Origin of the sequence: Enterococcus sulfureus ATCC 49903 (assembly GCF_000407605.1) — a bacterium.
GTDB lineage: Bacteria > Bacillota > Bacilli > Lactobacillales > Enterococcaceae > Enterococcus_G > Enterococcus_G sulfureus.
The window spans coordinates 119762-140733 of record NZ_ASWO01000001.1; the positions used below are offsets into that span (position 1 = coordinate 119762).

General features: G+C 39.0%; 21 protein-coding genes, 1 tRNA gene and 1 other annotated feature. Of the genes, 1 reads left to right on the top strand and 21 read right to left on the bottom strand.

Going from position 1 to position 20972, the window contains the following annotated elements:
• From glgA to I573_RS00660, 16 genes are all read right to left on the bottom strand, one after another.
• Positions 1-1437: a glycogen synthase GlgA gene (glgA, locus tag I573_RS00585; protein ID WP_016184611.1), complete on the bottom strand. Its 1437-nt coding sequence runs from the start codon at positions 1435-1437 to the stop codon at positions 1-3.
• Between the two features lie 5 nt (positions 1438-1442).
• A complete protein-coding gene (gene glgD / locus I573_RS00590; protein WP_016184612.1) occupies positions 1443-2585 on the bottom strand; it encodes a glucose-1-phosphate adenylyltransferase subunit GlgD in 1143 nt (380 codons plus the stop codon).
• Positions 2575-3717, bottom strand: a complete 1143-nt coding sequence (locus I573_RS00595; protein ID WP_016184613.1) for a glucose-1-phosphate adenylyltransferase — start codon at positions 3715-3717, stop codon at positions 2575-2577. The genes glgD and I573_RS00595 overlap by 11 nt, the downstream gene beginning before the upstream one ends.
• Before the next feature lie 29 nt (positions 3718-3746).
• Positions 3747-5630, bottom strand: coding sequence for a 1,4-alpha-glucan branching protein GlgB (glgB, locus tag I573_RS00600; protein ID WP_016184614.1), 1884 nt, complete (start codon positions 5628-5630; stop codon positions 3747-3749).
• Positions 5631-5874: 244 nt separating this feature from the next.
• On the bottom strand, positions 5875-6549 hold the full coding sequence (locus tag I573_RS00605) for a TVP38/TMEM64 family protein (RefSeq protein ID WP_016184615.1): 675 nt from the start codon (positions 6547-6549) through the stop codon (positions 5875-5877).
• A 19-nt stretch (positions 6550-6568) separates the two neighbouring features.
• Positions 6569-6748, bottom strand: coding sequence for a hypothetical protein (locus tag I573_RS00610; protein WP_016184616.1), 180 nt, complete (start codon positions 6746-6748; stop codon positions 6569-6571).
• A gap of 102 nt (positions 6749-6850) precedes the next feature.
• On the bottom strand, positions 6851-7144 hold the full coding sequence (gene rpmA, locus I573_RS00615; protein ID WP_016184617.1) for a 50S ribosomal protein L27: 294 nt from the start codon (positions 7142-7144) through the stop codon (positions 6851-6853).
• A gap of 12 nt (positions 7145-7156) precedes the next feature.
• Positions 7157-7501 carry a ribosomal-processing cysteine protease Prp gene (locus I573_RS00620; RefSeq protein WP_016184618.1) on the bottom strand — a complete coding sequence of 115 codons (345 nt, stop codon included), beginning with the start codon at positions 7499-7501 and terminating at the stop codon, positions 7157-7159.
• 25 nt (positions 7502-7526) lie between these two features.
• Positions 7527-7835 (bottom strand): 50S ribosomal protein L21, encoded by a 309-nt coding sequence (gene rplU, locus I573_RS00625; protein ID WP_016184619.1) that lies wholly within the window; start codon positions 7833-7835, stop codon positions 7527-7529.
• Between the two features lie 19 nt (positions 7836-7854).
• Positions 7855-7928 (bottom strand) — a sequence feature (ribosomal protein L21 leader region).
• A 61-nt stretch (positions 7929-7989) separates the two neighbouring features.
• A complete protein-coding gene (leuD, locus tag I573_RS00630) occupies positions 7990-8565 on the bottom strand; it encodes a 3-isopropylmalate dehydratase small subunit (RefSeq protein WP_016184620.1) in 576 nt (191 codons plus the stop codon).
• A 1-nt stretch (position 8566) separates the two neighbouring features.
• Positions 8567-9946, bottom strand: coding sequence for a 3-isopropylmalate dehydratase large subunit (gene leuC, locus I573_RS00635; protein WP_016184621.1), 1380 nt, complete (start codon positions 9944-9946; stop codon positions 8567-8569).
• The gene (gene leuB / locus I573_RS00640; protein WP_016184622.1) at positions 9930-10988 is read right to left on the bottom strand and encodes a 3-isopropylmalate dehydrogenase; all 1059 of its coding nucleotides are present in this window, start codon (positions 10986-10988) and stop codon (positions 9930-9932) included. Before leuB ends, leuC begins: the two co-directional genes overlap by 17 nt.
• Positions 10985-12502, bottom strand: a complete 1518-nt coding sequence (locus tag I573_RS00645; protein WP_016184623.1) for a 2-isopropylmalate synthase — start codon at positions 12500-12502, stop codon at positions 10985-10987. The genes leuB and I573_RS00645 overlap by 4 nt, the downstream gene beginning before the upstream one ends.
• Positions 12503-12872: 370 nt before the next feature.
• A tRNA-Arg gene (locus tag I573_RS00650) sits at positions 12873-12946 on the bottom strand.
• A gap of 56 nt (positions 12947-13002) precedes the next feature.
• Complete coding sequence (locus I573_RS00655; RefSeq protein WP_016184624.1) at positions 13003-13848, bottom strand: alpha/beta hydrolase; 846 nt, start codon at positions 13846-13848, stop codon at positions 13003-13005.
• Between the two features lie 18 nt (positions 13849-13866).
• Entirely contained in the window at positions 13867-14580 is a 714-nt protein-coding gene (locus I573_RS00660) for an O-methyltransferase (RefSeq protein WP_016184625.1), read from the bottom strand.
• A 377-nt stretch (positions 14581-14957) separates the two neighbouring features.
• Between I573_RS00660 and proS the strand changes: the two genes are divergently transcribed.
• Positions 14958-16394, top strand: a complete 1437-nt coding sequence (proS, locus tag I573_RS00665) for a proline--tRNA ligase (protein ID WP_016184626.1) — start codon at positions 14958-14960, stop codon at positions 16392-16394.
• A 47-nt stretch (positions 16395-16441) separates the two neighbouring features.
• On the opposite strand, the gene lplA is transcribed toward proS, so the two are convergent.
• The 5 genes from lplA to dltC all read right to left on the bottom strand — a co-directional run bounded on the left by lplA (position 16442) and on the right by dltC (position 20949).
• The gene (gene lplA / locus I573_RS00670; protein WP_016184627.1) at positions 16442-17446 is read right to left on the bottom strand and encodes a lipoate--protein ligase; all 1005 of its coding nucleotides are present in this window, start codon (positions 17444-17446) and stop codon (positions 16442-16444) included.
• An 11-nt stretch (positions 17447-17457) separates the two neighbouring features.
• The gene (locus I573_RS00675; protein WP_016184628.1) at positions 17458-18195 is read right to left on the bottom strand and encodes an MBL fold metallo-hydrolase; all 738 of its coding nucleotides are present in this window, start codon (positions 18193-18195) and stop codon (positions 17458-17460) included.
• Positions 18196-18238: 43 nt separating this feature from the next.
• Entirely contained in the window at positions 18239-19321 is a 1083-nt protein-coding gene (locus tag I573_RS00680; RefSeq protein WP_016184629.1) for a M42 family metallopeptidase, read from the bottom strand.
• A 117-nt stretch (positions 19322-19438) separates the two neighbouring features.
• Complete coding sequence (dltD, locus tag I573_RS00685) at positions 19439-20716, bottom strand: D-alanyl-lipoteichoic acid biosynthesis protein DltD (protein WP_016184630.1); 1278 nt, start codon at positions 20714-20716, stop codon at positions 19439-19441.
• Positions 20713-20949 carry a D-alanine--poly(phosphoribitol) ligase subunit DltC gene (gene dltC, locus I573_RS00690; protein WP_016184631.1) on the bottom strand — a complete coding sequence of 79 codons (237 nt, stop codon included), beginning with the start codon at positions 20947-20949 and terminating at the stop codon, positions 20713-20715. Before dltC ends, dltD begins: the two co-directional genes overlap by 4 nt.
• Positions 20950-20972: the final 23 nt, after the last annotated feature.

Sequence of the window (20972 nt, forward strand, 5' to 3'; positions counted from 1 at the left end):
TTACTCCGTCATTTCTTTATACAAATGAATATAATGCTCACTTGCTGTTTCCCAGCTGAAATCAACATCCATTGCACGAATCACAACTTCACGCCAAACATCAGGCACTTCTGTGTAAATATGCAAAGCAAGGTCGACAGCTTGTTTCAATGCGTATGCATGGAAATCGATAAATCCAAATCCAGTCCCTTCATGAGTCACTGGATTAAACGGCCAAACCGTATCACTTAATCCCCCAATTTGGTGTACGATCGGTAATGTTCCATAACGCATCGACATCATTTGTGATAATCCACAAGGTTCAAAAGCGGATGGCATTAAGAACATATCCGCTCCAGCATAGATTTTTTGCGCTAAATCAACGTCAAAGGTAATACATGCCCGCACTTTACTTGGAAAACGTGACTCGAAGTAACGGAATCCATCTTCAAAACCAGTTTCACCCGTTCCTAAAACGACAATTTGAACCTCTTGTTGCGTCAATAATTCTTCCATTTTTTCTAAGACTAAATGGAACCCTTTTTGATGTGTCAACCGGCTGACCATCCCAATCATCGGAACGTTCTTTTCAATCGGTAGACCAAGTAATTTTTGTAACTGTAGTTTGTTTTCTGTTTTCTTCGCTAATGTTTTTTGATCGAATGGTTCAAAAATATGACGATCATGCATTGGATCATAGATGCTATAATCAATCCCATTTAAAATCCCAACTAATTTTTGCTGTTCTTGCCGTAAGATCGCATCAAGTCCACAACCGAATTCACTCGTTTGGATTTCCTTTGCGTAATTCGGCGAAACCGTATTGACGCGATCAGCATACACGATTCCCGATTTCAACCAATTCACCATTCCATTTTGAGCGATCATCCCATCTTCATAGCGCTCAGCACCTGTTTGGAACCAATCGCCTAAAGTACTCGGTTCAAAGTAGCCTTGAAACTCAATATTGTGGATCGTTACGACCGTTTTGATAGATTGGAATGCTTGGATCCAACGGTACTTTTCTTTTAGTAAGAACGGTACAAACGCAGTATGGTAATCGTTAACATGTAGAATGTCTGGAATAAAATCAATTTTTTCCATAGATTCGATAAGCGCTTGTTGGAAAAAGGCAAAACGTTCTCCATCATCATCATAGCCATAAATTGCTGGTCGATTAAAGTAGTATTGATTATCTATAAAATAATACTGAACTTCATTTAATGTCAACGTTTTGATTCCACAGTATTGTTTACGCCATCCCACATCGATCGTAAAATCTAACACGTCTGTGATAGATTCTTGATATTCTGCAGGGATCATCGGCATAAAGGGCAAAATCACACGAATGTCATGCCCTTTTTCTTTTAATTTCTTCGGCAATGCGCCTGCCACATCACCTAGACCACCGCTTTTAAAAAAGGGAGCACATTCTGCGGCTGCAAATAAAATCTTCATTTTAGTTACGCTCCGATCTGATCGGTAGTAACATGACTACCTTTTTTGATTACGATAGGATGTTCTTTTGTCCCAATTACCTGAACACCAGGTTCCACTGTGACGTTTTTATCTAAAATCGCAAACTGAATCACAGCTTCTTCACCAATTTTTCCATTGGCCATGACGATCGAATCCTCGACTCTCGCCTTCGTTTCAATTGTTGTTCTTCTAGAAATTAAACTTCGATGAACATTTCCTCGAATGATACTTCCTGTCGCAAATTGACTGGAATGGACATTAGACTCTGGTGAAAAATACGTTGGTACTTCATTTTTAGCTTTTGTTAGAATATGTTGACTTGAGTACAATAGTGAATTGAACTTTTTAGGATCCAACATATCCATATTAGCTTCGTAATAACTATTGATATCAAAAATATTACTTAAATATCCCGTATATTCATATGTGGTCGTATTTGTATGGTTGATATTTTGCCATAAAATCTCTTCCATACAAACATATTCTCCAGTTGCTTGCGTTTCTTCTAAAACACGGATCAGCCACTCTGTATTGACTACAAAGATATTCATCGCCAAATTATAAAATGGTTGATCTTGGGTATAGTCTTCAAATACAGTAGCGTCAAACGAGCTTGTATCAGAAAATGAAAGTACACGATCTTTAGGATAGATCTTTTCTTTTTCAACACGTTTGAACAATACGGTGCATTCTCTTTGTTGTTCTTCATGTACGCTGATCACTGAACGGTAATCCACATTACATAAGATTTTATTTCCTGTATAGACCGTGAATTTCGATTTTGACTTACGTAAAAAATCAATCATTGGATCATAAAACGGTTTGCCTGCTTCTTGCGCTTGCTGGATCGACTCTTTAAATGATACAAAGTAATGGCTCAAAATGTTATTTAAATGCCAATGATTGCCTCCACCTAAATGATCAAAAATCGATTGGATGTTCGCTTGACTTGAAATCATATACATTGAACGAACATTCGCATTGACCAAGTTAGATAAACTAAAATCGATCATGCGGTACTTACAGTCAAAATATAATGTCGCTAAGGGACGATTTGCAGTTAATTCGCCTAATCCCTTTCCTTCAAATTCATTTTCCATAATTGCAGATACTTTATTAGCTCTCATCTACCAACACTCCAATCACTTCAGAATAGCCCACTACGGCGATTTCGTCTGTTCCATCGATCTCGGCATTATCTCCCACAATCGCATTTTCACCAACAATCGCTCGGGTAATGGTTACATTTTTTCCAATCGTTGCTCCAGCCATAATGACACTGTCTTTAATTACAGCACCTTCTTTGATCTTCACATCATTGGATAGCAAACTATTTTGTACATCGCCTGCCACGTAACAGCCATCGACTACTAAAGAACCTTTAACACTTGCTTGTTCCGTAATAAAATGAGGTGGTGAAACAGGATTTTTAGAATAAATCCGCCATGCGCTATCACTCATCTTCAAGTCATTTTCTGGATCAATAAACTCCATACTAGCTTGCCATAATGAATCGATCGTACCGACATCTTTCCAATAATCGTTAAACCGGTAAGCAAAAACATTCTCGCCGCTTTCAATATAAGAAGGAATCACATGTTGACCAAAGTCTAACATTTGATCATCTTTGTTATAACTATTTAATAAAACCTGGCGTAGCCGTGACCAATTAAAAATATAGATTCCCATTGAGGCAAGATTACTCTTAGGCTCTGCTGGTTTTTCGTCGAACTCGACAATTCGATCATGATCATCTGTATTCATAATTCCAAAACGAGAAGCTTCTTCGATTGGAACTTCAATTACGGCTACGGTTAGAGAAGCATGATTGCGTTTGTGTGTTTCAAGCATTTTATCATAGTCCATTTTGTAAATATGATCTCCTGATAAAACCAATACATATTCTGGATCGACTTGATCAATGTAGTCGATATTTTGATAAATGGCATGCGCTGTTCCTTCAAACCATTTACTGCCTTCATTACTTGAGTATGGTTGCAAGATCGTGACACCAGAATCCACGCCATCAAGACCCCAACTTGCACCGTTTCCGATATGTTCATTTAAAGCTAAAGGTTGATACTGTGTGACTACCCCTACTGTACTGATACCTGAGTTGACGCAATTGCTTAAAGTAAAATCAATAATACGGTAACGCCCTCCAAATGGTACGGCAGGTTTAGCAATCGTTTGTGTCAACTTCCCTAAACGACTTCCTTTTCCTCCTGCAAGGATCATAGCTAACATCTCTGTTTTCATACTCTCGATGGTTTCCCATCTTCCCTCCCTTATTTTTTCCTTGTAATCGTAATGGCTGTTGGTTTTATGATCAGTGCACCTAAAGCCGGAACAATCATGTCGATAAAATGCTCTCCTGCTTCAGAAACACTTGTAAATGGTGCTTGACCAGTTGTCCAGGTACCACCAAATTCAGCTAATTCCGTATTGACTAATTCTTCATACGTACCTTTGTAAGGTACCTTGATCCGAAAATCCTGTTGTTCTTGAGGTGTAAAATTAAGGACGACAATCAAAAAGTCTTTTTTACGTTTTCCTTTACGGATAAAACTTAAGACAACATCTTTTGTATTGTCTGCATCAATAAATTCAATGCTTTCTTGAGGTGATGTTTCGAGTTCCCATAGTGCTTGTTCTTCTTTATATAACGCATTCATTTTAATTGTAAATGCTTGCATTTTTTTGTTCATATCATCAGCTAGATCTTTCCACTCTAGCCCTTCGTTGTATTTCCATTCTAAAAATTGACCCCATTCATTTCCCATAAAGGAAAGCTTCTTCCCTGGATGTGTGAGTAAATACGTATATAAGTTACGCAATTGCGAAAACTGCTTGTAGCGATCGCCCCACATCTTATGTAATAAGCTTTTTTTCCCATGAACGACTTCATCATGTGACAATGGCAAGATATACTGTTCATTGGCCATGTACATAAAAGAAAATGTCAGTTTATTTAAATGATACTGACGATAAATTGGATCCATTTCATAAAAAGCTAAGGTATCGTTCATCCATCCAAGATCCCACTTATAATCAAATCCTAAGGCGTGATCTTCTACGCGACCGGTAATCTTTGTTTCAGAAGAGCTTTCTTCTGCGATCATCAGTACTTCAGGATGTGCCAGTTTTACGACAGCATTTAATTTTTGTAAAAAGTATACACCATCTAAATTTTGATTCGTTCCTAAGTGATTTGGTTCCCATCCCTTATCATCATAATCTAAATAAATCATACTTGAGACAGCATCTACACGTAAGCCATCAATATGGAAAAATTCAATCCAAAACAAAGCATTTGAGATTAAAAAACTTTGAACTTGTGGTTTACTCAAATCAAAATTCAATGATCCCCAGCGGATGTTTTGTGCGCGATTTTCATCTTGATATTCAAATGTCGGTGTGCCATCGTAGTAAGCAAGTGCATCGTCATTTACACAAAAGTGTCCAGGTACCCAATCAAGCAATACGCCGATATTTTCTTGATGACATAAATCCACAAAAGCTTGAAATTCTTCTGGTGTACCATAGTTTTCTGCTAAAGCAAAATAACCCGTTAACTGGTATCCCCATGAACGATCAAGAGGATGTTCCATAACCGGCATCAATTCGATGTGTGTGTAGCCCATCTCTTTGACATATGGAACTAATTCATCTGCTAATTCTTTAAATGTAAACGGTGTGCCATCCCAATGGTAACGCCATGATCCGGCATGCACTTCATAGATATTCATTGGACGTTTCAATGTTTGGCTTCTTTTATTTCGACCACGATACAACCCATCACGCCATTTATGCGTCGCTACAGTGTATAAAATCGCTGCATTGTTCGGACGCGGTTCAAAGCGAATAGCAAATGGGTCAATCTTATAAACTTGCCGCCCATTTTGTTGTTCAAGCTTAAATTTGTAGAGATCACCTTCTTTAGGTAAATTCGTATGAATTTCCCAAATACCCGATTCATGATCTTTTGTCATCGACAAGGTATGATCCCAATCATTAAATGTTCCAACTAGCCAAACTTGTTTGGCATTCGGTGCAAACACGCGAAAGACATAACCATCCTCAGTTTGATGTGCACCTAGTAAGTGATGTGCGTAAAAATTTTCTCCAGTTGTAAATAATTGTTTTGCTTGCTCTACTTGTTTTAACTCCATCAATGCTATTCGTCCCCCCCTCATAAAAAAACAAAAACCTGTTTACAAAATTATGATAACACATCCATATTAACTGTTACAGAATTATTTCTTAAAAAACTAAATCGTTTTAATCATTTTCAAATCAATTCATCTAAATATAACTAAAAGAACAACTGTTTCATAATTTTTATTTCTCATTTTTTTATCATTTTATGTGTGTCACAATAAAAAAGAAACCGTTATATTAAATAAAAAAAACGAGTTAAACTACTCGTTTTTGATGATCTTTTTTGATATAGAAAATAAATACTGAAAATAAAATAACAATAGCTAGCAAAATAACTCCAAGCTTGATATTTCCTTTAAATAACGCATCTCCACCACAAGCATATAAAATAGATGCTGGCAAGGCTCCTAAAAATACGATACTTCCTTGTTGCTTTTTCGTCATGCGCAATTGCTGGATAGTATAACTAACGAGAATCGATGGAATAAAAGGGATCATATAACTAATCGTTAACCCTGTTTGTGGGTGCTTCAATGTGCTTAAATGTTTGATCCAATGATTTTGTTGTTTATTTTTATGGATCAAGGGAACTTTATTTAAGAGTGAGATCGCTAAAAAATTACCAGATGCATTACCTAAAACATTGATCATACCACCAAATAACGGACCATAACATAATCCTACAAATATGCCAATCACTGAAGTGGGGATGCCTGGGATCATACAACACACTATCGTCAGTGCTACCAAAATAACGGCTGCATCGAGGCCGTGTGAACGGACTAAATCCATCACTTCCGTTTTACTCGCTTTAGGATTGATCCATGCTGTTAAATCAGGAAAATATGCTTTTAACAACAATAAAAGTAAAATAATCAATACGACAAACCCTAAAATCAACCATCGTCTACGAACTGTTTGTTGGACCATTCCGGAATGCTCGTAATGATTATTTCTCATCGCGATCGATTTCAAATACAATACGTTCATCTTTTTGATCAGGGTGCAAAATTTTTAGACGCTGTGGTGGCCTGATATCTTCAGTATACTGCCCTTCACGTACTAACTCTTTGGGATCGACATTGGCATTTTCTTCATCGCCACGATTAAACAAAATGTTTTCTTCCATAACTATCCACTCCTTTTCCTTTATTTTATAGGAAAAATGAGAAAAAACCAAGAATCTTTATTATACAAAAAAAGCTCGACTCCAAAGAGTCGAGCTTTTAGATTATGCTTCTTGAGCTACTGGGTAGACAGAAACTTGTTTTTTGTCGCGGCCTTTACGTTCGAAACGTACCACACCGTCAACTTTAGCAAATAACGTATCATCGCCACCGATACCTACGTTAACGCCTGGATAGATTTTAGTTCCGCGTTGGCGGTATAAAATTGATCCACCACTAACTGTTTGTCCGTCAGCACGTTTAGCACCTAAACGTTTTGATTGAGAGTCACGTCCGTTGGAAGTAGAACCTCCACCTTTTTTGTGGGCGAATAATTGTAAATTCATATTCAATAACATGGAATGCACCTCCTATTTGATTACTTTTGTTTCGATTTGGATAGATTCGCTATTCTCATTTTGAACTGCTTGTAAACCAAGCAACAAATTTTCTAATAAAATTTGCGCAATGTTGGTTTGCTCCTGATTTTTAGAAAACGGCAATTCCATCGCTAAATAGCCACCTTCTTCGTTATCGACTGTTACGATCGGTTCAAAGCCCGCTAGAGCTTCGATTCCATTGACCGTACTGATCGATAATGCAGAAACTGCGGCACATACGATGTCCATTCCGTATTCTCCCGCATTTGCGTGACCTGATAATTCAAATGCTACAATGCGGCCAGAAGCGTCGCGATTGAATGTTCCTTTGATCATAACTCGTACCCTACTTTTTGATTAATTATGCGTTGATCGCTTCGATAACCACTTTTGTATATGGTTGACGATGACCTTGTTTAGTGTGAGAATGTTTTTTAGGTTTGTATTTGAAAGTTACGACTTTCTTTTGTTTGCCGTGTTTTTCTACAGTTCCTTCAACAGTTGCTCCAGCAACAGTCGGAGCACCTACTTTAGTTGATTCACCACCAACTAAAATAACCTCGTCAAATGTTACTTTTTGTCCAGCTTCAACGTCTAATTTTTCAACGTAGATTGCTTGACCAACTTCAACTTTGATTTGTTTACCACCAGTTTTGATAATTGCGTACATGCTATACAGCACCTCCTTCTTTTAGACTTAGACTCGCCATCCCAAGTGATCTTGCGATACTTATGAACTTGTTCTGTGCGGTTGTAGCTGTGGAGTCCACAATTACAACAATACTAATCTATCAAATCTCATCCACTTAGTCAAGAATAACTTGTTAAATTTGCTGTTTTTTTTCATACGCTGCAATTTCATTTTCATATTGTAGGGTAATCGCGATTTCATCTAATCCATTGATTAATTTATGTTTCCAGGTTGGATCGATATCAAATGTATACGAATTTCCATTGTACGTCACCGTTTGCGCATCTAAATCGACCGTGACCTCTTTTGTCGGATCGCTGACTAGTTCTTGTCGTACTTGTTTGTCAAGCACGATTGGCAACACACCATTTTTAGTTGCATTCATGTAGAAAATATCACTAAAACTACCTGCTATGATTACTTTAAACCCATAATCGAGTAGTGCCCACGCTGCATGCTCACGAGAAGATCCTGAACCAAAATTGTCTCCAGTAACCAAAATCTGCGCTTTTTTATATACTGGATCATTTAAAATAAATTCTGGATTTGGCGTGCGATCACGTAAATAGCGCCAATCATCAAATAAAAACTCTCCGAACCCTGTTTTTTCGATTCGTTTCAAATAGGTTTTTGGAATCAATTGATCCGTGTCGATATTATCATTTAACAACGGGACCGCTTGACTCGTCAAAATGTTAATGGCTTCCATATTATGCACGCTCCTTTATAAGAGGTCTGATATCGATAAAATGACCATGAAGAGCCGCAGCTGCCGCCATGGCTGGACTACAAAGATGGGTCCGCGCATTTTTCCCTTGACGCCCAACGAAATTACGATTTGATGTCGAAGCACAATGGACGAATTCTGGCACCTTATCTGGATTCATACCAAGACACATTGAACATCCGGGTTCACGCCATTCAAATCCTGCATCAATGAAAATCTTATCCAATCCTAATGCTTCAGCTGCTTTACGTACTGGACGTGAGCCAGGTACTATGATCCCCGTCACTCGTTCATCAATCGTTTTGCCTTCGACAATGCGTGCGGCTTCTTGTAAATCAGATAAGCGACCATTTGTACATGAACCGATAAATACGTATTCGATCGGGATATCTTGTGCGTGTTGTCCAGGTTTTAGCTCCATATAGTCGTAGGCCATTTGATCGTTATGATCCGCGATTTCAGGAAATGCTTCCTCGATTGAAACGCCCATCTCAGGGTTTGTTCCCCAAGTAATGTAAGGTGAAAGCGTTGAAACATCCAATGAACGTATCTCATCATAGCAACTTTTATCATCGGTATACAATTTGCGCCATCCCTCACACGCGCGATCAAATGACTCAGGTGCATAAGGACGATTTTTTAAATACGTAAACGTTGTTTCGTCAGGTGCGATCATGCCCATTTTTGCGCCCCCTTCAATCGACATATTACAAATCGTCATCCGTTCTTCCATCGTTAACTTTTCGATTGTTTCACCAAAAAATTCAACCGCATACCCCACACCAAAATCCACACCCAGTGTTGCGATCAAGGCTAAGATAATGTCTTTTGCATACACACCTGGTTGCAATTGACCGGTAATTTCAATCCCCATGGTTTTGGGTTTCTTTTGCCATAAGGTTTGTGTGGCCAATACATGCTCGACTTCACTTGTGCCGATCCCAAATGCTATGGCTCCAAACGCTCCATGAGTCGCCGTGTGGGAATCTCCACAAACAATCGTTTTTCCAGGTTGTGTCAGCCCTAGTTCAGGACCAACCATATGCACGATTCCTTGATGTTTGGATCCATTATCACACAACGCAATTTGAAACTCTTCGCAATTTTGACGTAAGGTGTCCATCTGTTTTTTAGAAACTAGATCGGTGATGGTATGGATATCTTTTGTAGGTACATTGTGATCCATTGTCCCAAAAGTTTTTTCTGGACAACGAACGGTTCGCTTTGCTTGGCGCAAGCCTTCAAAAGCTTGTGGTGAAGTCACTTCATGGATCAACTGTAGATCAATATATAGCAATTGCGCTTCGTTTGCTTCTCCTGCTATTACATGTTGTTGCCAGACTTTATCAAATAGTGTTTGCATAAACATTCTCCTTTTTATACGCTGCAAGTACAGCATCTGTAACTTCTGTAGTCGTTGCTTTTCCTGCAAGATCTGGTGTACGACAAGTCGCGAGTGCTTGGTCACAGGCATATTCTAAACGTGTTGCGATCTCCTGTTGTCCAAAACTTTCACGCAACATCATCGCCACGGACAAAATCATAGAAATCGGATTGGCTTGATTGAGTCCCGCAATATCGGGCGCAGATCCGTGAATCGGTTCATATAATGACACACCTGTCCCATGGCTTGCACTAGGTAATACACCAAGTGATCCAGGAAGGACCGAGGTTTCATCGCTCAAGATATCCCCAAATAAATTTTCAGTGACGATTACATCAAAACGAGTCGGATTTTTAATGACTTCCATTGCAGCAGAATCGACATATTGATACGTAACCTCACATTCTGGATACTCTAGCGCGATCTCTGCGACTACCTTGCGCCACAGACGACTTGTAGCGAGTACATTGGCTTTATCTACCGCACAAACTTTTTGACGGCGTATTTTAGCTAATTCAAATGCATAGCGCACGATGCGTTTGATTTCATCTACATGATAATAATTCGTATCGACAGCTTCTTGCTCTTTTTGATAGCTCGGTGTGCCAAAATAAACCCCACTGGTCAATTCTCGTACTACGACGAGATCGGTTCCTTTGACAATACTTGCTTTTAACGGTGAAAAATCAACCAATTGTTCACTAACTTTAACAGGACGAATATTCGCAAATAACGACAAAGATTTACGTAAAGCCAATAACCCTTGTTCTGGTGTTTGTGTTGCATCTTGCCACTTTGGCCCTCCAATGGCCGCTAGTAAAACCGCATCGGCTTCTTGACAAGCCTGTAATGTCTCTTTTGGTAACGGCATGCCTTTTGCCTCAATTGCAGCTCCACCAAACGCATACGCATGATGTGTAAGTGAAAGTCCATGTGTGTCTACGATATACTCTAAAACACGAATGGCTTGTTGCATGATCTCTGGGCCAATGCCATCACCAGCTAATGTTACGACTTTCATACAGTAACCTCCATTTGAGAAAATTTGATGCTCGCTTGTACATAAGCTTTAGCCGAGGCATGGAGCACATCGAAATCGAGGCCATTGCCACTAAATACTTGATTTTGTTTGTTCATCAAAGCCACGTGAACTTGCGCCTGAGCGTCTTCACCTTCTGTAAGAGAGGTGATCGTGTATTCCGTTAGGAGCGGTTCTTGATCAAACACTTGATCGATCGCATGATAAATGGCTTGAATACTTCCATCTCCAACAGCTGAAGCGACTTTCAATTCATCAGCTACTGTGACTTCGATCACAGCACATTGATAGCCATCTGAAACATATTGGACTTGTAGACGAGTCAATTGGGCTTCTTGCTCTTCTTGATGTATCTGTTCACTCACCAATGCATGCAAGTCATAATCACTTAATTGATTTTTCTTATCGGCTAACGCTTTAAACTGGATAAACAGCTCTTGTAGTTCTTCTTTTGATTTCGTATAGCCTAATGCTTTTATTTTTTCACTAAATGCATGTTTGCCCGAAAGTTTACCAAGTGGGAGTGAATTTGTAGCTACACCCACTAATTGCGGTGTAATAATTTCATAAGTCTCCGGATTTTTTAAAACGCCGTCTTGATGGATCCCTGATTCATGAGCATATGCGTTTCCACCGATAATCGCTTTATTTTTTGGCACATGCAATCCAGATAAACGAGAGACTAAATCACTCGTATTTTTTGTTTCTGCCAAGGTGATATTGGATGCACATTGATAAAAATCTTTACGAATATATAACGCAACTGCGACTTCTTCTAGCGCTGTATTGCCGGCACGTTCGCCAATCCCATTAACCGTTCCTTCCACACGATTTGCTCCATTTTCAATAGCAGCTAAAGCATTTGCTGTAGCCATCCCTAAATCATCATGACAATGGGAAGAAAACGTAATAGGGTGTGGACTATGGATATGTTCGATTAAATAGCGAAAGAGTTCACCGTATTCTGTCGGTGTAGAAAATCCTACGGTATCTGGAATATTGATAATCGTCGCACCCGCATCGATCGCTGTTTGGACAGCTTCAAGCAAAAAGTCTTTTTCAGTACGTGAAGCATCTTCTGGTGAGAATTGGACAATTTCAAATAAGGAGCGTGCATACGTCACATGATCATGAATCGAACGCAAGATTTCTGCTTTTGACAGCTTCAATTTATCTCGACGATGAATCGGACTTGTCGCTAAGAAAATATGAATTTGTGGAGATACCGCGTCTTCTAATGCTTCGTACGCGCGGTCGATATCTGGTTTTTGGCAACGTGCTAATGCAGCGACCGTTGTCTTTTTTATCGCTCTAGCAATGGCCTGTACCGCTTCAAAATCTCCTTGAGACGCAATCGGAAATCCCGCTTCGATCGTATCGATCCCCCAATTTTCTAATTGTAACGCCAGTTGGACCTTTTCCTTTTTATTAAAATGAACGCCTGGAGTTTGCTCACCATCGCGTAGTGTAGTGTCAAAAAATTCGATTTTTCTCATCTGTTTTCGCTCCTTTTTTATTGAATTTGGGTATAAAAAAAAACATTCCACAAAGGTTTTCCTTCATGCAATGTGAATAGGACTCTTCAAATACTGCGTCGAAGAATCCTGTGTCATAATAATAATAAGTTTAGAAAAGTCAACGTTTGTTTAGTAGAGTTCATCTTAATCCGCTCCTTTAAATGTCTTTCTTGTATTTGAGAATACCGATATTTAAAAAAGAAGTCAACCACTTTTTCTAAATTTTCTGAATATTTTTTCTATTTATAACAAAAAAAAGAAGCGTTTGTTTCGTAAACAACTTCGTTTCTTTTGTTTCGTCCACTAAAAGATAACAAAAAAACCTCTAGACTATTCTAGAGGTCAAAAGCGTCACAGGAGGGATTCGAACCCCCGACCGTCCGCTTAGAAGGCGGATGCTCTATCCGGCTGAGCTACTATGACAAATCAGCAACAAAGATTATTATAGGCAAGTGCTTGCTGAATGTCAATGCTTTTTGTTATTTATTTTCTTGCCATAAAAAATGATGGATCAAATCAACTACTTCTAGATTTTCAACGAGTGCACTATGTTGCGCATCGCTCGTAATGATTTTTTCCTGATAATCTCCTCGGTCTTGGTAAAGTAAACGACCCGCTAAGACGCTTGTCATTTCGACCACATCATCCGTCGCTTCTCCTGTATCTCCAATGACATTTAAGAAATCAAGTTCTGGAATCCGAGTTTGATTGGCTAAATAATTTGTCAGTTGTGCACTATATTCTTGCGGCGTATCAAACGTAATTTGATTTGCATTATATCGGTCGTCCATATCATTAAATGGTGTGCCAAGGGTCATCGCACGAACTAATTTAGGATCGGCTGTCGTATATTGATCTTCTAAATATTGAGTCAACACTAATCCACCGTTTGAATGCCCCAAAAAAGTATACGTGTCAAAACTGTATTGCTTTTTCAAATACGCTAAACCAATTTGATACCATTTGCCTTGAAGTGGCAATGCTCGATCGCTAGGATCTTCAAATGCAATCACAATGAGCGGCTGAGTATTTGCCCTCAATTTTCCTGACGTCGTCACGGTTTCATCCGTATTGACCTGTACTTTGATCACTGAACTATCTGTCGTTTGTTGTAATGTTTGGATAAGTCCATCAAACCGATCAATCGTTCCACCAGTTCCAGGCACCATAATCAACGGCTGCTTTGTTAGCGTAATAGGCGTTTGCTGCTGACGAAAAATCGGACGCAAGGTTGCGGCTTCTAGTCTTTCAGATAGTGACATGAGACCCAAACTACCCAACACCATAACAACACTAGTAAAACGAATCCATCTTTTTCGAGACATCCTCATCGCCCTTTCTTTTTATTGCTCTGCAGGAAACAAATCACTTAAATCAAATTCGACAACATCCGCTTCTTTTCTGATCAAGGCGATTCCATCTCCTAGTGGTACAAGCGAAGTCGTTAGATCCGGGTGTTCGTTGATTTCTTTTAAGAAGCGATTCAACTTGCGGTAAATCGTACGACGATTGCGTGGAATTTCTTCGATTGGATCAAGTACTGTTCCTCCTTGGAAGATATCATCTACGATCAAAGCGCCACCTTTTTTTAACAATCGCATACATTCAGGTAAAAATTCAATATATTTTGATTTAGCACTATCCATAAAAATAATATCGTAGGGACCTGTCAATGTCGGCAAAATATCAGAAGCCTGCCCTTCAAGCAAGGTAACCTTATCTTCTAATCCTAGACGCTCATATGTTTTTTTTGCTTTTTTAATCATGACATCAAATCGGTCGATGGTCGTTACATGACCTTCTTCTCCGACAAATTGAGCCATCAAACTAGAAGAAAACCCAATTGCAGCTCCAATTTCTAAAATTTGTTTAGGCTGGATTTGCCCTAATAAAAATTGTAAAAACATGACCGTTTCATGTGGAATAATCGGAATTTCCTGTTCATTCGCTTCTTTTTCAATCGCTCCCAGTTCACCTGGTAAAGGTTTTTGGGCGGTACGTAAATACTGAACCAGTTCTTCTTTGACGACTGGTCGGTGCATCATTTCATTGCGCATATTGAATCTCCTTTATGGTTTCTCGTCATATTATACGAATTTTTTATAAAAGGCGCAAACGAACAAGAATTTTTCTCACAAAACTCTTGCTTTTTTTTTCAACATTGATTAGTCTAGAAACAGGATTTGGATTAGTACCTTATGTAGATGTTTTAGAGAGTCGGAGCTAGGCTGAAACTTCGATACCACTGACATAAGCGAACCTACCAATGAGAAGATCACTAATCTGGTCGGCGTGGATGCCTTATCGTCTTTTAAGCAGGATCGATTCACTCGATCAACAAAGGTGGTACCGCGAACATGTCCAAGCATTTCGTCCTTTTTGGGATGGAAGGCTTTTTTTGTGTCCAAAATGAATTTATTAAAGGAGTTTGACTATGTCAGAACAAACAAATGATTTTACCCAATGGTATCTACAAACCGTTCAACAAGCAGAATTAATGTCGTATTCACCAGTCCGTGGATCGATCATCTTCCGTCCCGATGGTTTTGAATTATGGGAACACATCCAAGAAGAATTTAACCGCTTTTTAAAAGCAGAAGGCATTCGTAATGCGTATTTTCCAATGTTGATTCCAAAAAGCTTTTTCATGAAAGAAGCGGATCATATCGAAGGATTCGCCCCAGAGCTTCCTTGGGTCACTGAAGTTGGAGATGAAAAATTAGAAGAGCCTTTAGCCCTACGTCCAACGTCTGAAACCATGATCGGTTCCGCTTTTTCAGATTGGATCAATTCGTATCGTGATCTACCTTATGAAATCAATCAATGGGCCAACGTTTTTCGTTGGGAGAAAAAAACCCTACCTTTCTTACGCACGTCAGAATTCTTATGGCAAGAAGGTCATACGGCCCATGCGGACGAAGAGGATGCTCGTCGTCGTACGATGCGTGTATTAGATGAATACGCACGTCTTTGTGAAGAATTTTTAGCGATTCCTGTGTACAAAGGACAGAAAACACCATCTGAGCGTTTTGCAGGTGCAGTCGACACGTATTCGATCGAAGCCATGATGAAAGATGGAAAAGCCGTTCAAGCAGGTACTTCTCACTACATGGGAACAAAATTTGCTGAAGCATTTGAAATCAATTATTTAAATAAAGAAAATAAACATGTACCGACACATACGACTTCTTGGGGTGTATCAACTCGTCTTTTAGGTTCATTGATCATGACCCATGGAGATGAAAATGGACTAGTTTTCCCACCAACTGTAGCACCAACACAAATCGTGATGATGCCAGTTGGACCTTGGAAGAAAAATCCAGCGATCATGGAAAAACTTGACGCCTTATATGCACACTTTAAAGCACAAGGATATCGCGTACGTTTAGACGATACCGATAACTCACCTGGTTACAAATTCCACGAATGGGAATTAAAAGGTGCTTGTATCCGGATCGAATGCGGTCCTCGTGATCTAGAAAACGGTCACGTGATGACAAAAATCCGTGATATCGATGGAAAAGTCGCCGTATCATTTGACGAGTTAGATGCTTATATTGCGACTGAACTTGAAAAAATGCCTACACGTCTACTTGAGAACGCTAGAAAACGTAATCAAGAAAATGAATACACGTCAATCGAGACCTTGGATGAATTAAAAGCCCATATCGAAACATGCAAACAAGAAAATCGCCCAACTGGATTTGTCTTGATCGGTTGGGATGGTAGCGAAGAAACCGAAGCCAAGATCAAAGAAGAAACTGGCTTTACTACACGTAACATTCCATTTGATGTTCCTGTTGAAAAAACGGTCGACCTTGTCAATGGATCGTCTGCTAAACATACGGTTTGGATCGCACGCGCGTATTAATCAAAAAGAGGGGATGACAGAAATCTGTCACCCCCTCTTTTTTCATCTTAATAAATCAACTCAAATAATTCTTGTGCGTCAATATTCCCAAAATATTTTTTGACATCCAGTTGATCTACCACTTGCTTTAAGGCTTCTTTTTCATATTTGACACCGATAAATTGATCTTCCACTTCTTTGATATCCCCTAGTCCAAAGAAATCTCCATAAATTTTCATTGCGGTGATTTTTCCTTCAGTGACATTAAAATGGATATCGATCGAACCGATTGGAAAACGTTTTGTGCGTTCAATATCAAATTCTGGAGATTTACCATAATTCCAATCCCAATTTGCATAATAATTTTTTGAAATCTCATGAACTTTTTCCCAATCAGATTCAGTCAATGTATACGTTTGGATTTTAGCAAGATCCTCAACACCAAAGACTTTCAGCAAAATTTCTTCGCTAAATTCTTCCGTGGTCATCTCTTGTTTGTCTTTTGGTAAAAATGGTTTGATATTCGTGACACGTGAACGAATCGATTTGATTCCTTTTGATTCGATTTTATCTTTACGTACTTTCAAAGCATTGACCACTTCATTGATATCACTATCAAACATGATCGTACCATGAGCAAACATCCGTCCATTAGTAGCATACATCGCATTACCAGAAAATTTCTGGTCATTGATCACAAGGTCATTACGGCCTTTTAATTGCGCGCCTTCTACTCCTAATTCGTGTAAGGCTTGTACGATCGGTTTCGTCAATTTTTCAAAATCACGAAACGACTGGCCGTCATCAGGCATGATAAAACTAAAGTTAAGATTCCCTTCATCGTGGTACACTGCCCCACCACCACTAAAACGACGTACGACATGAATGTTGTGTTCGTCCACATAATGCTGATTGATTTCCGCAATAGTATTTTGGTTACGGCCAATAATGATCGACGGCTCATTAATATAAAACAACAAGATCGGTTCGTCTGTTTGCATTTCTTGCAGTAAGAATGTTTCAATGGCTAAATTTAAACGTGGATCACGTAAATCATTTGGTACAAAAATCATGGTTTTTCCCCCTAAATAGTAAACACTTTCCCCACAGCTGCTACGTCCACCGGAATGGTTTCAGCAGTTTCTTGTGCTTGAGCTTGTAATTCTGATAATTCACCAAATTGTGGCAAATGGGTTAACACAAGTCGTTTGACCTGTGCACGCTTAGCCAGTTCACCGGCTTCTGGTGCTGTAAAATGAGCATGGTGACGTTCATTTCCTTTAAATAAATACGTATCTGCTAAAAAAAGATCCGCCTGATGAGCAAATGAAGCAAACGTCTCTAAATACCCAGAGTCTCCAGTAAACACTAAAACTTTTTTTGTCGTAGTTTCTTCAATTCGCATCGCATAACACGTCACTGGATGGATCGTCTTCATGAACGTAATATGAAAAGGACCTAATTCCAGCCCTTCATTCGCCAGATAATCGTATCCTTGACTCACTTGTTCAAGCGTCAAATCAGCAAAATGTCGCGTATCTTCACCATGACCATAAATTGGTAAGATTTTCTTGGGATCGCGCATGGGTGACAATTGCCAATAATATTGCAACACACCTAAATCCGCAATATGATCATGATGGTAATGACTTAAAATGACAGCATCCAATTCTAAAGGATCTAGATGCTTTTCTAACTCCACTAGCGTCGTACTTCCAGCATCTAATAATAAGTTAAAGCCTTCAGACTGAATTAAAAAGCCTGTTGTTCCCTCTCCTTGGTATGGATATGCACCAAGACATCCAAGTACAGTTAATTTCATCCTTCACCCTCCACTTCTTAAAACAACGATTTTTTTATGGTGTTTAATAGCTACGGATTTCTTTTACTGTTTCATCATCTAAACGACGAACCACTTCAGTCACTAAACGAACCGTATTTAAATAATCATCTTCATGAATAACCGATGTATGTGAATGTAAATAGCGGACCGGTACCGTAATGGCAATCGAAGGGACTCCATCACGTGTCAAATGCATTTGTCCTGCATCTGTTCCACCACCTGTGATTACTGTGTATTGGAATGGGATGCCAAGATCTTCTGCGGTATCTGTTACAAAATTCAATAATTTTTTATGTGGGATCATTGAGGCATCGAAAATCAAAACTTGTGGGCCTTTGCCTAATTCTGAATCAGCTTCTTTTGGTGTCATCCCTGGTGTATCTCCTGCTGTTCCTGTATCAAGAGCAATCGCGATATCAGGATTTACGATATGCGTACTTGTTCGTGCACCGCGTAATCCGACTTCCTCCATAACGTCACTTCCAGCAAATAAACAGTTTGGATGACCTTCATGTGCAAGATTCTCCAATACACGTAACGATACGGCTGTTCCAACACGGTTGTCCCATGCTTTTGCCAATAAAAATTTGCTGTCGTTCAAGCGTTTGTATTCGATATAAGGCGTGATCATATCCCCAGGTCGAATTCCCCATTCCTGTGCTTCTTCTTTAGAACTCGCACCGATATCAATAAACATCTCTTTGATATCGTATGGTTTTGAACGTGCTTCTGGCGTTAAGACATGCGGTGGTTTTGAACCGATTACTCCGTGAATCAATTTTCCTTCACGTGTTTTAATCTCGACTTGTTGAGCAAGCATTACTTGATTCCACCAACCGCCTAATGTTTGAAATTCGATAAATCCTTTTTCAGTAATTTTTGTTACCATAAAGCCGACTTCATCCATATGACCTGAAATAAAAATTTTCGGTCCATTTCCTTCACCAGTGTGTTTGGCGATCACACTTCCTAAATTATCAAAGAAAATATCTTCTGCAAATTCTTTCGCATACTCTTTAAAGATTTCGCGAACTTCTTCTTCATTTCCTGGTACGCCTCGAGCTGAGGTTAGGTCGATCAGTAGTTGTTCTTCTTTTTTTTCCACGTGTGTCGCTCTCCTATCTATACATCCATCGATGTGTGATCAATTTCTTGATTTGTGTTTTATTATACCGAAAAGTTTGCAATTACAAAAGGAAAGAAGCAATAGAATCTAAAGATTCTACTGCTTCTTTGTTGGATCAGGCAAACGCTCTGGTTTGAGTTTTTGCCAGTCATTCGAATAAAATTCATCTGATAAATGATACGTTGCTTCTTGTTGAGGATTTGTTAAAAACGGCTCAATATAGCGATCGGACTCTAACCAACCTCGCCAACCTAAGTGAATGGTATCGGCCATAAAATAAGGAATCCTTGCTTCTTGTGTAAAATCAACTACATGCTCAAATCCTTGCTCTTTTAACTGATAATTGATTTTTTTACTAAATCCATTCAACATTTTAGGCGACAACCCTGTATAGGCTTGCCACTTCTCGTTGACAGGTGGGATGATAAACAATGGTTTTGCTTGAATTTCAGCCAACTGATTCAATACCAACTGAAAATCACCATATTCTGGTGAACTTAAATAATTGTATCCTTTTTGAGAACCTTTTAATCGTTTAAGATTTTTTTTCACTCGCTGTTGGTAAAATTGATTGTCGATTTCAAATGTATTGTTTGATGTACTTTTTTGTCCTTGCTTCGTAGCTAATTTTTCTAGCTCATGATAATCATAGGTTTTTGGTAATTTTTGTGCGGCTTGATCGATTTTCTTTTGTTTAGACAATAAGCCAAAACGACTGAACAATTGATCTTCTCGACTTAATATACGGGTTTCTAGCGCTAAACGCGTTCTTGAAAAACCAGAAGGGAGTTTTCCTTGCTCAATTTGAGCTAAACTATTCATAAAAGCTTGATTTTTCTGCACTTTTGCATAAGACAATAATCTCGTCGCCACATAACGATCACTAGGTGTCACGTTTGTTAGCGAAAGTGCCCATTCATAGGCTTGAAGCTCAGAAAAATACGCATTGAAATAATCGTCTTTCATCCCATCGCGTACAAACCACTGAGGTGAAATAATAAAGACGACTGGTTTTCCTTTTAACTCGTCTTTCATCGATTGGATCATCATAAATTGCGTCAAGGATTGCGTTCCTGGTGCACCAAGTAGAAATGGCGTATATCCTCGATCATAAGCTTTTGCTAATGCAGAAGGATGAAAAGAATCGATTCGACTTAATTCAGAAGAACCGAAAAAAGGAATATACTCTCCTGAACCAATCGCAGCATTTTTTATACTATTGCCACGCAAGACATTTGCTGCCATCGAACTAGAGGCTTCTTTCCACACCGTATCGTTTTGTGTACGAGTAAAAAATGGTGATAGGAATAAAATCGCAATGGCTACGATCGCACAAAAAATTGGACCAAAAATCATCCACAGTTGCTTTTTCATTCGCCTTTTAACATTTGAACTTGTTCGATAATTTTGCGTGGCGTCGCCCAAGCTTCACGTTCAAATTCAGATACTGGAACTTGTACATCTAATTGTCCTTCCAATTCAACCAACAATTGGACACTCCCTAATGAATCCAATAATCCTTCATCAAATAAAGCTAAATCTAAATCTTCACGTACTTCGTCTGTTCCAGTTAATTCTTCTAAAATCGCTAACACTGTTTCTTCCATGTTCGGTCACTCTTTTCTATTTA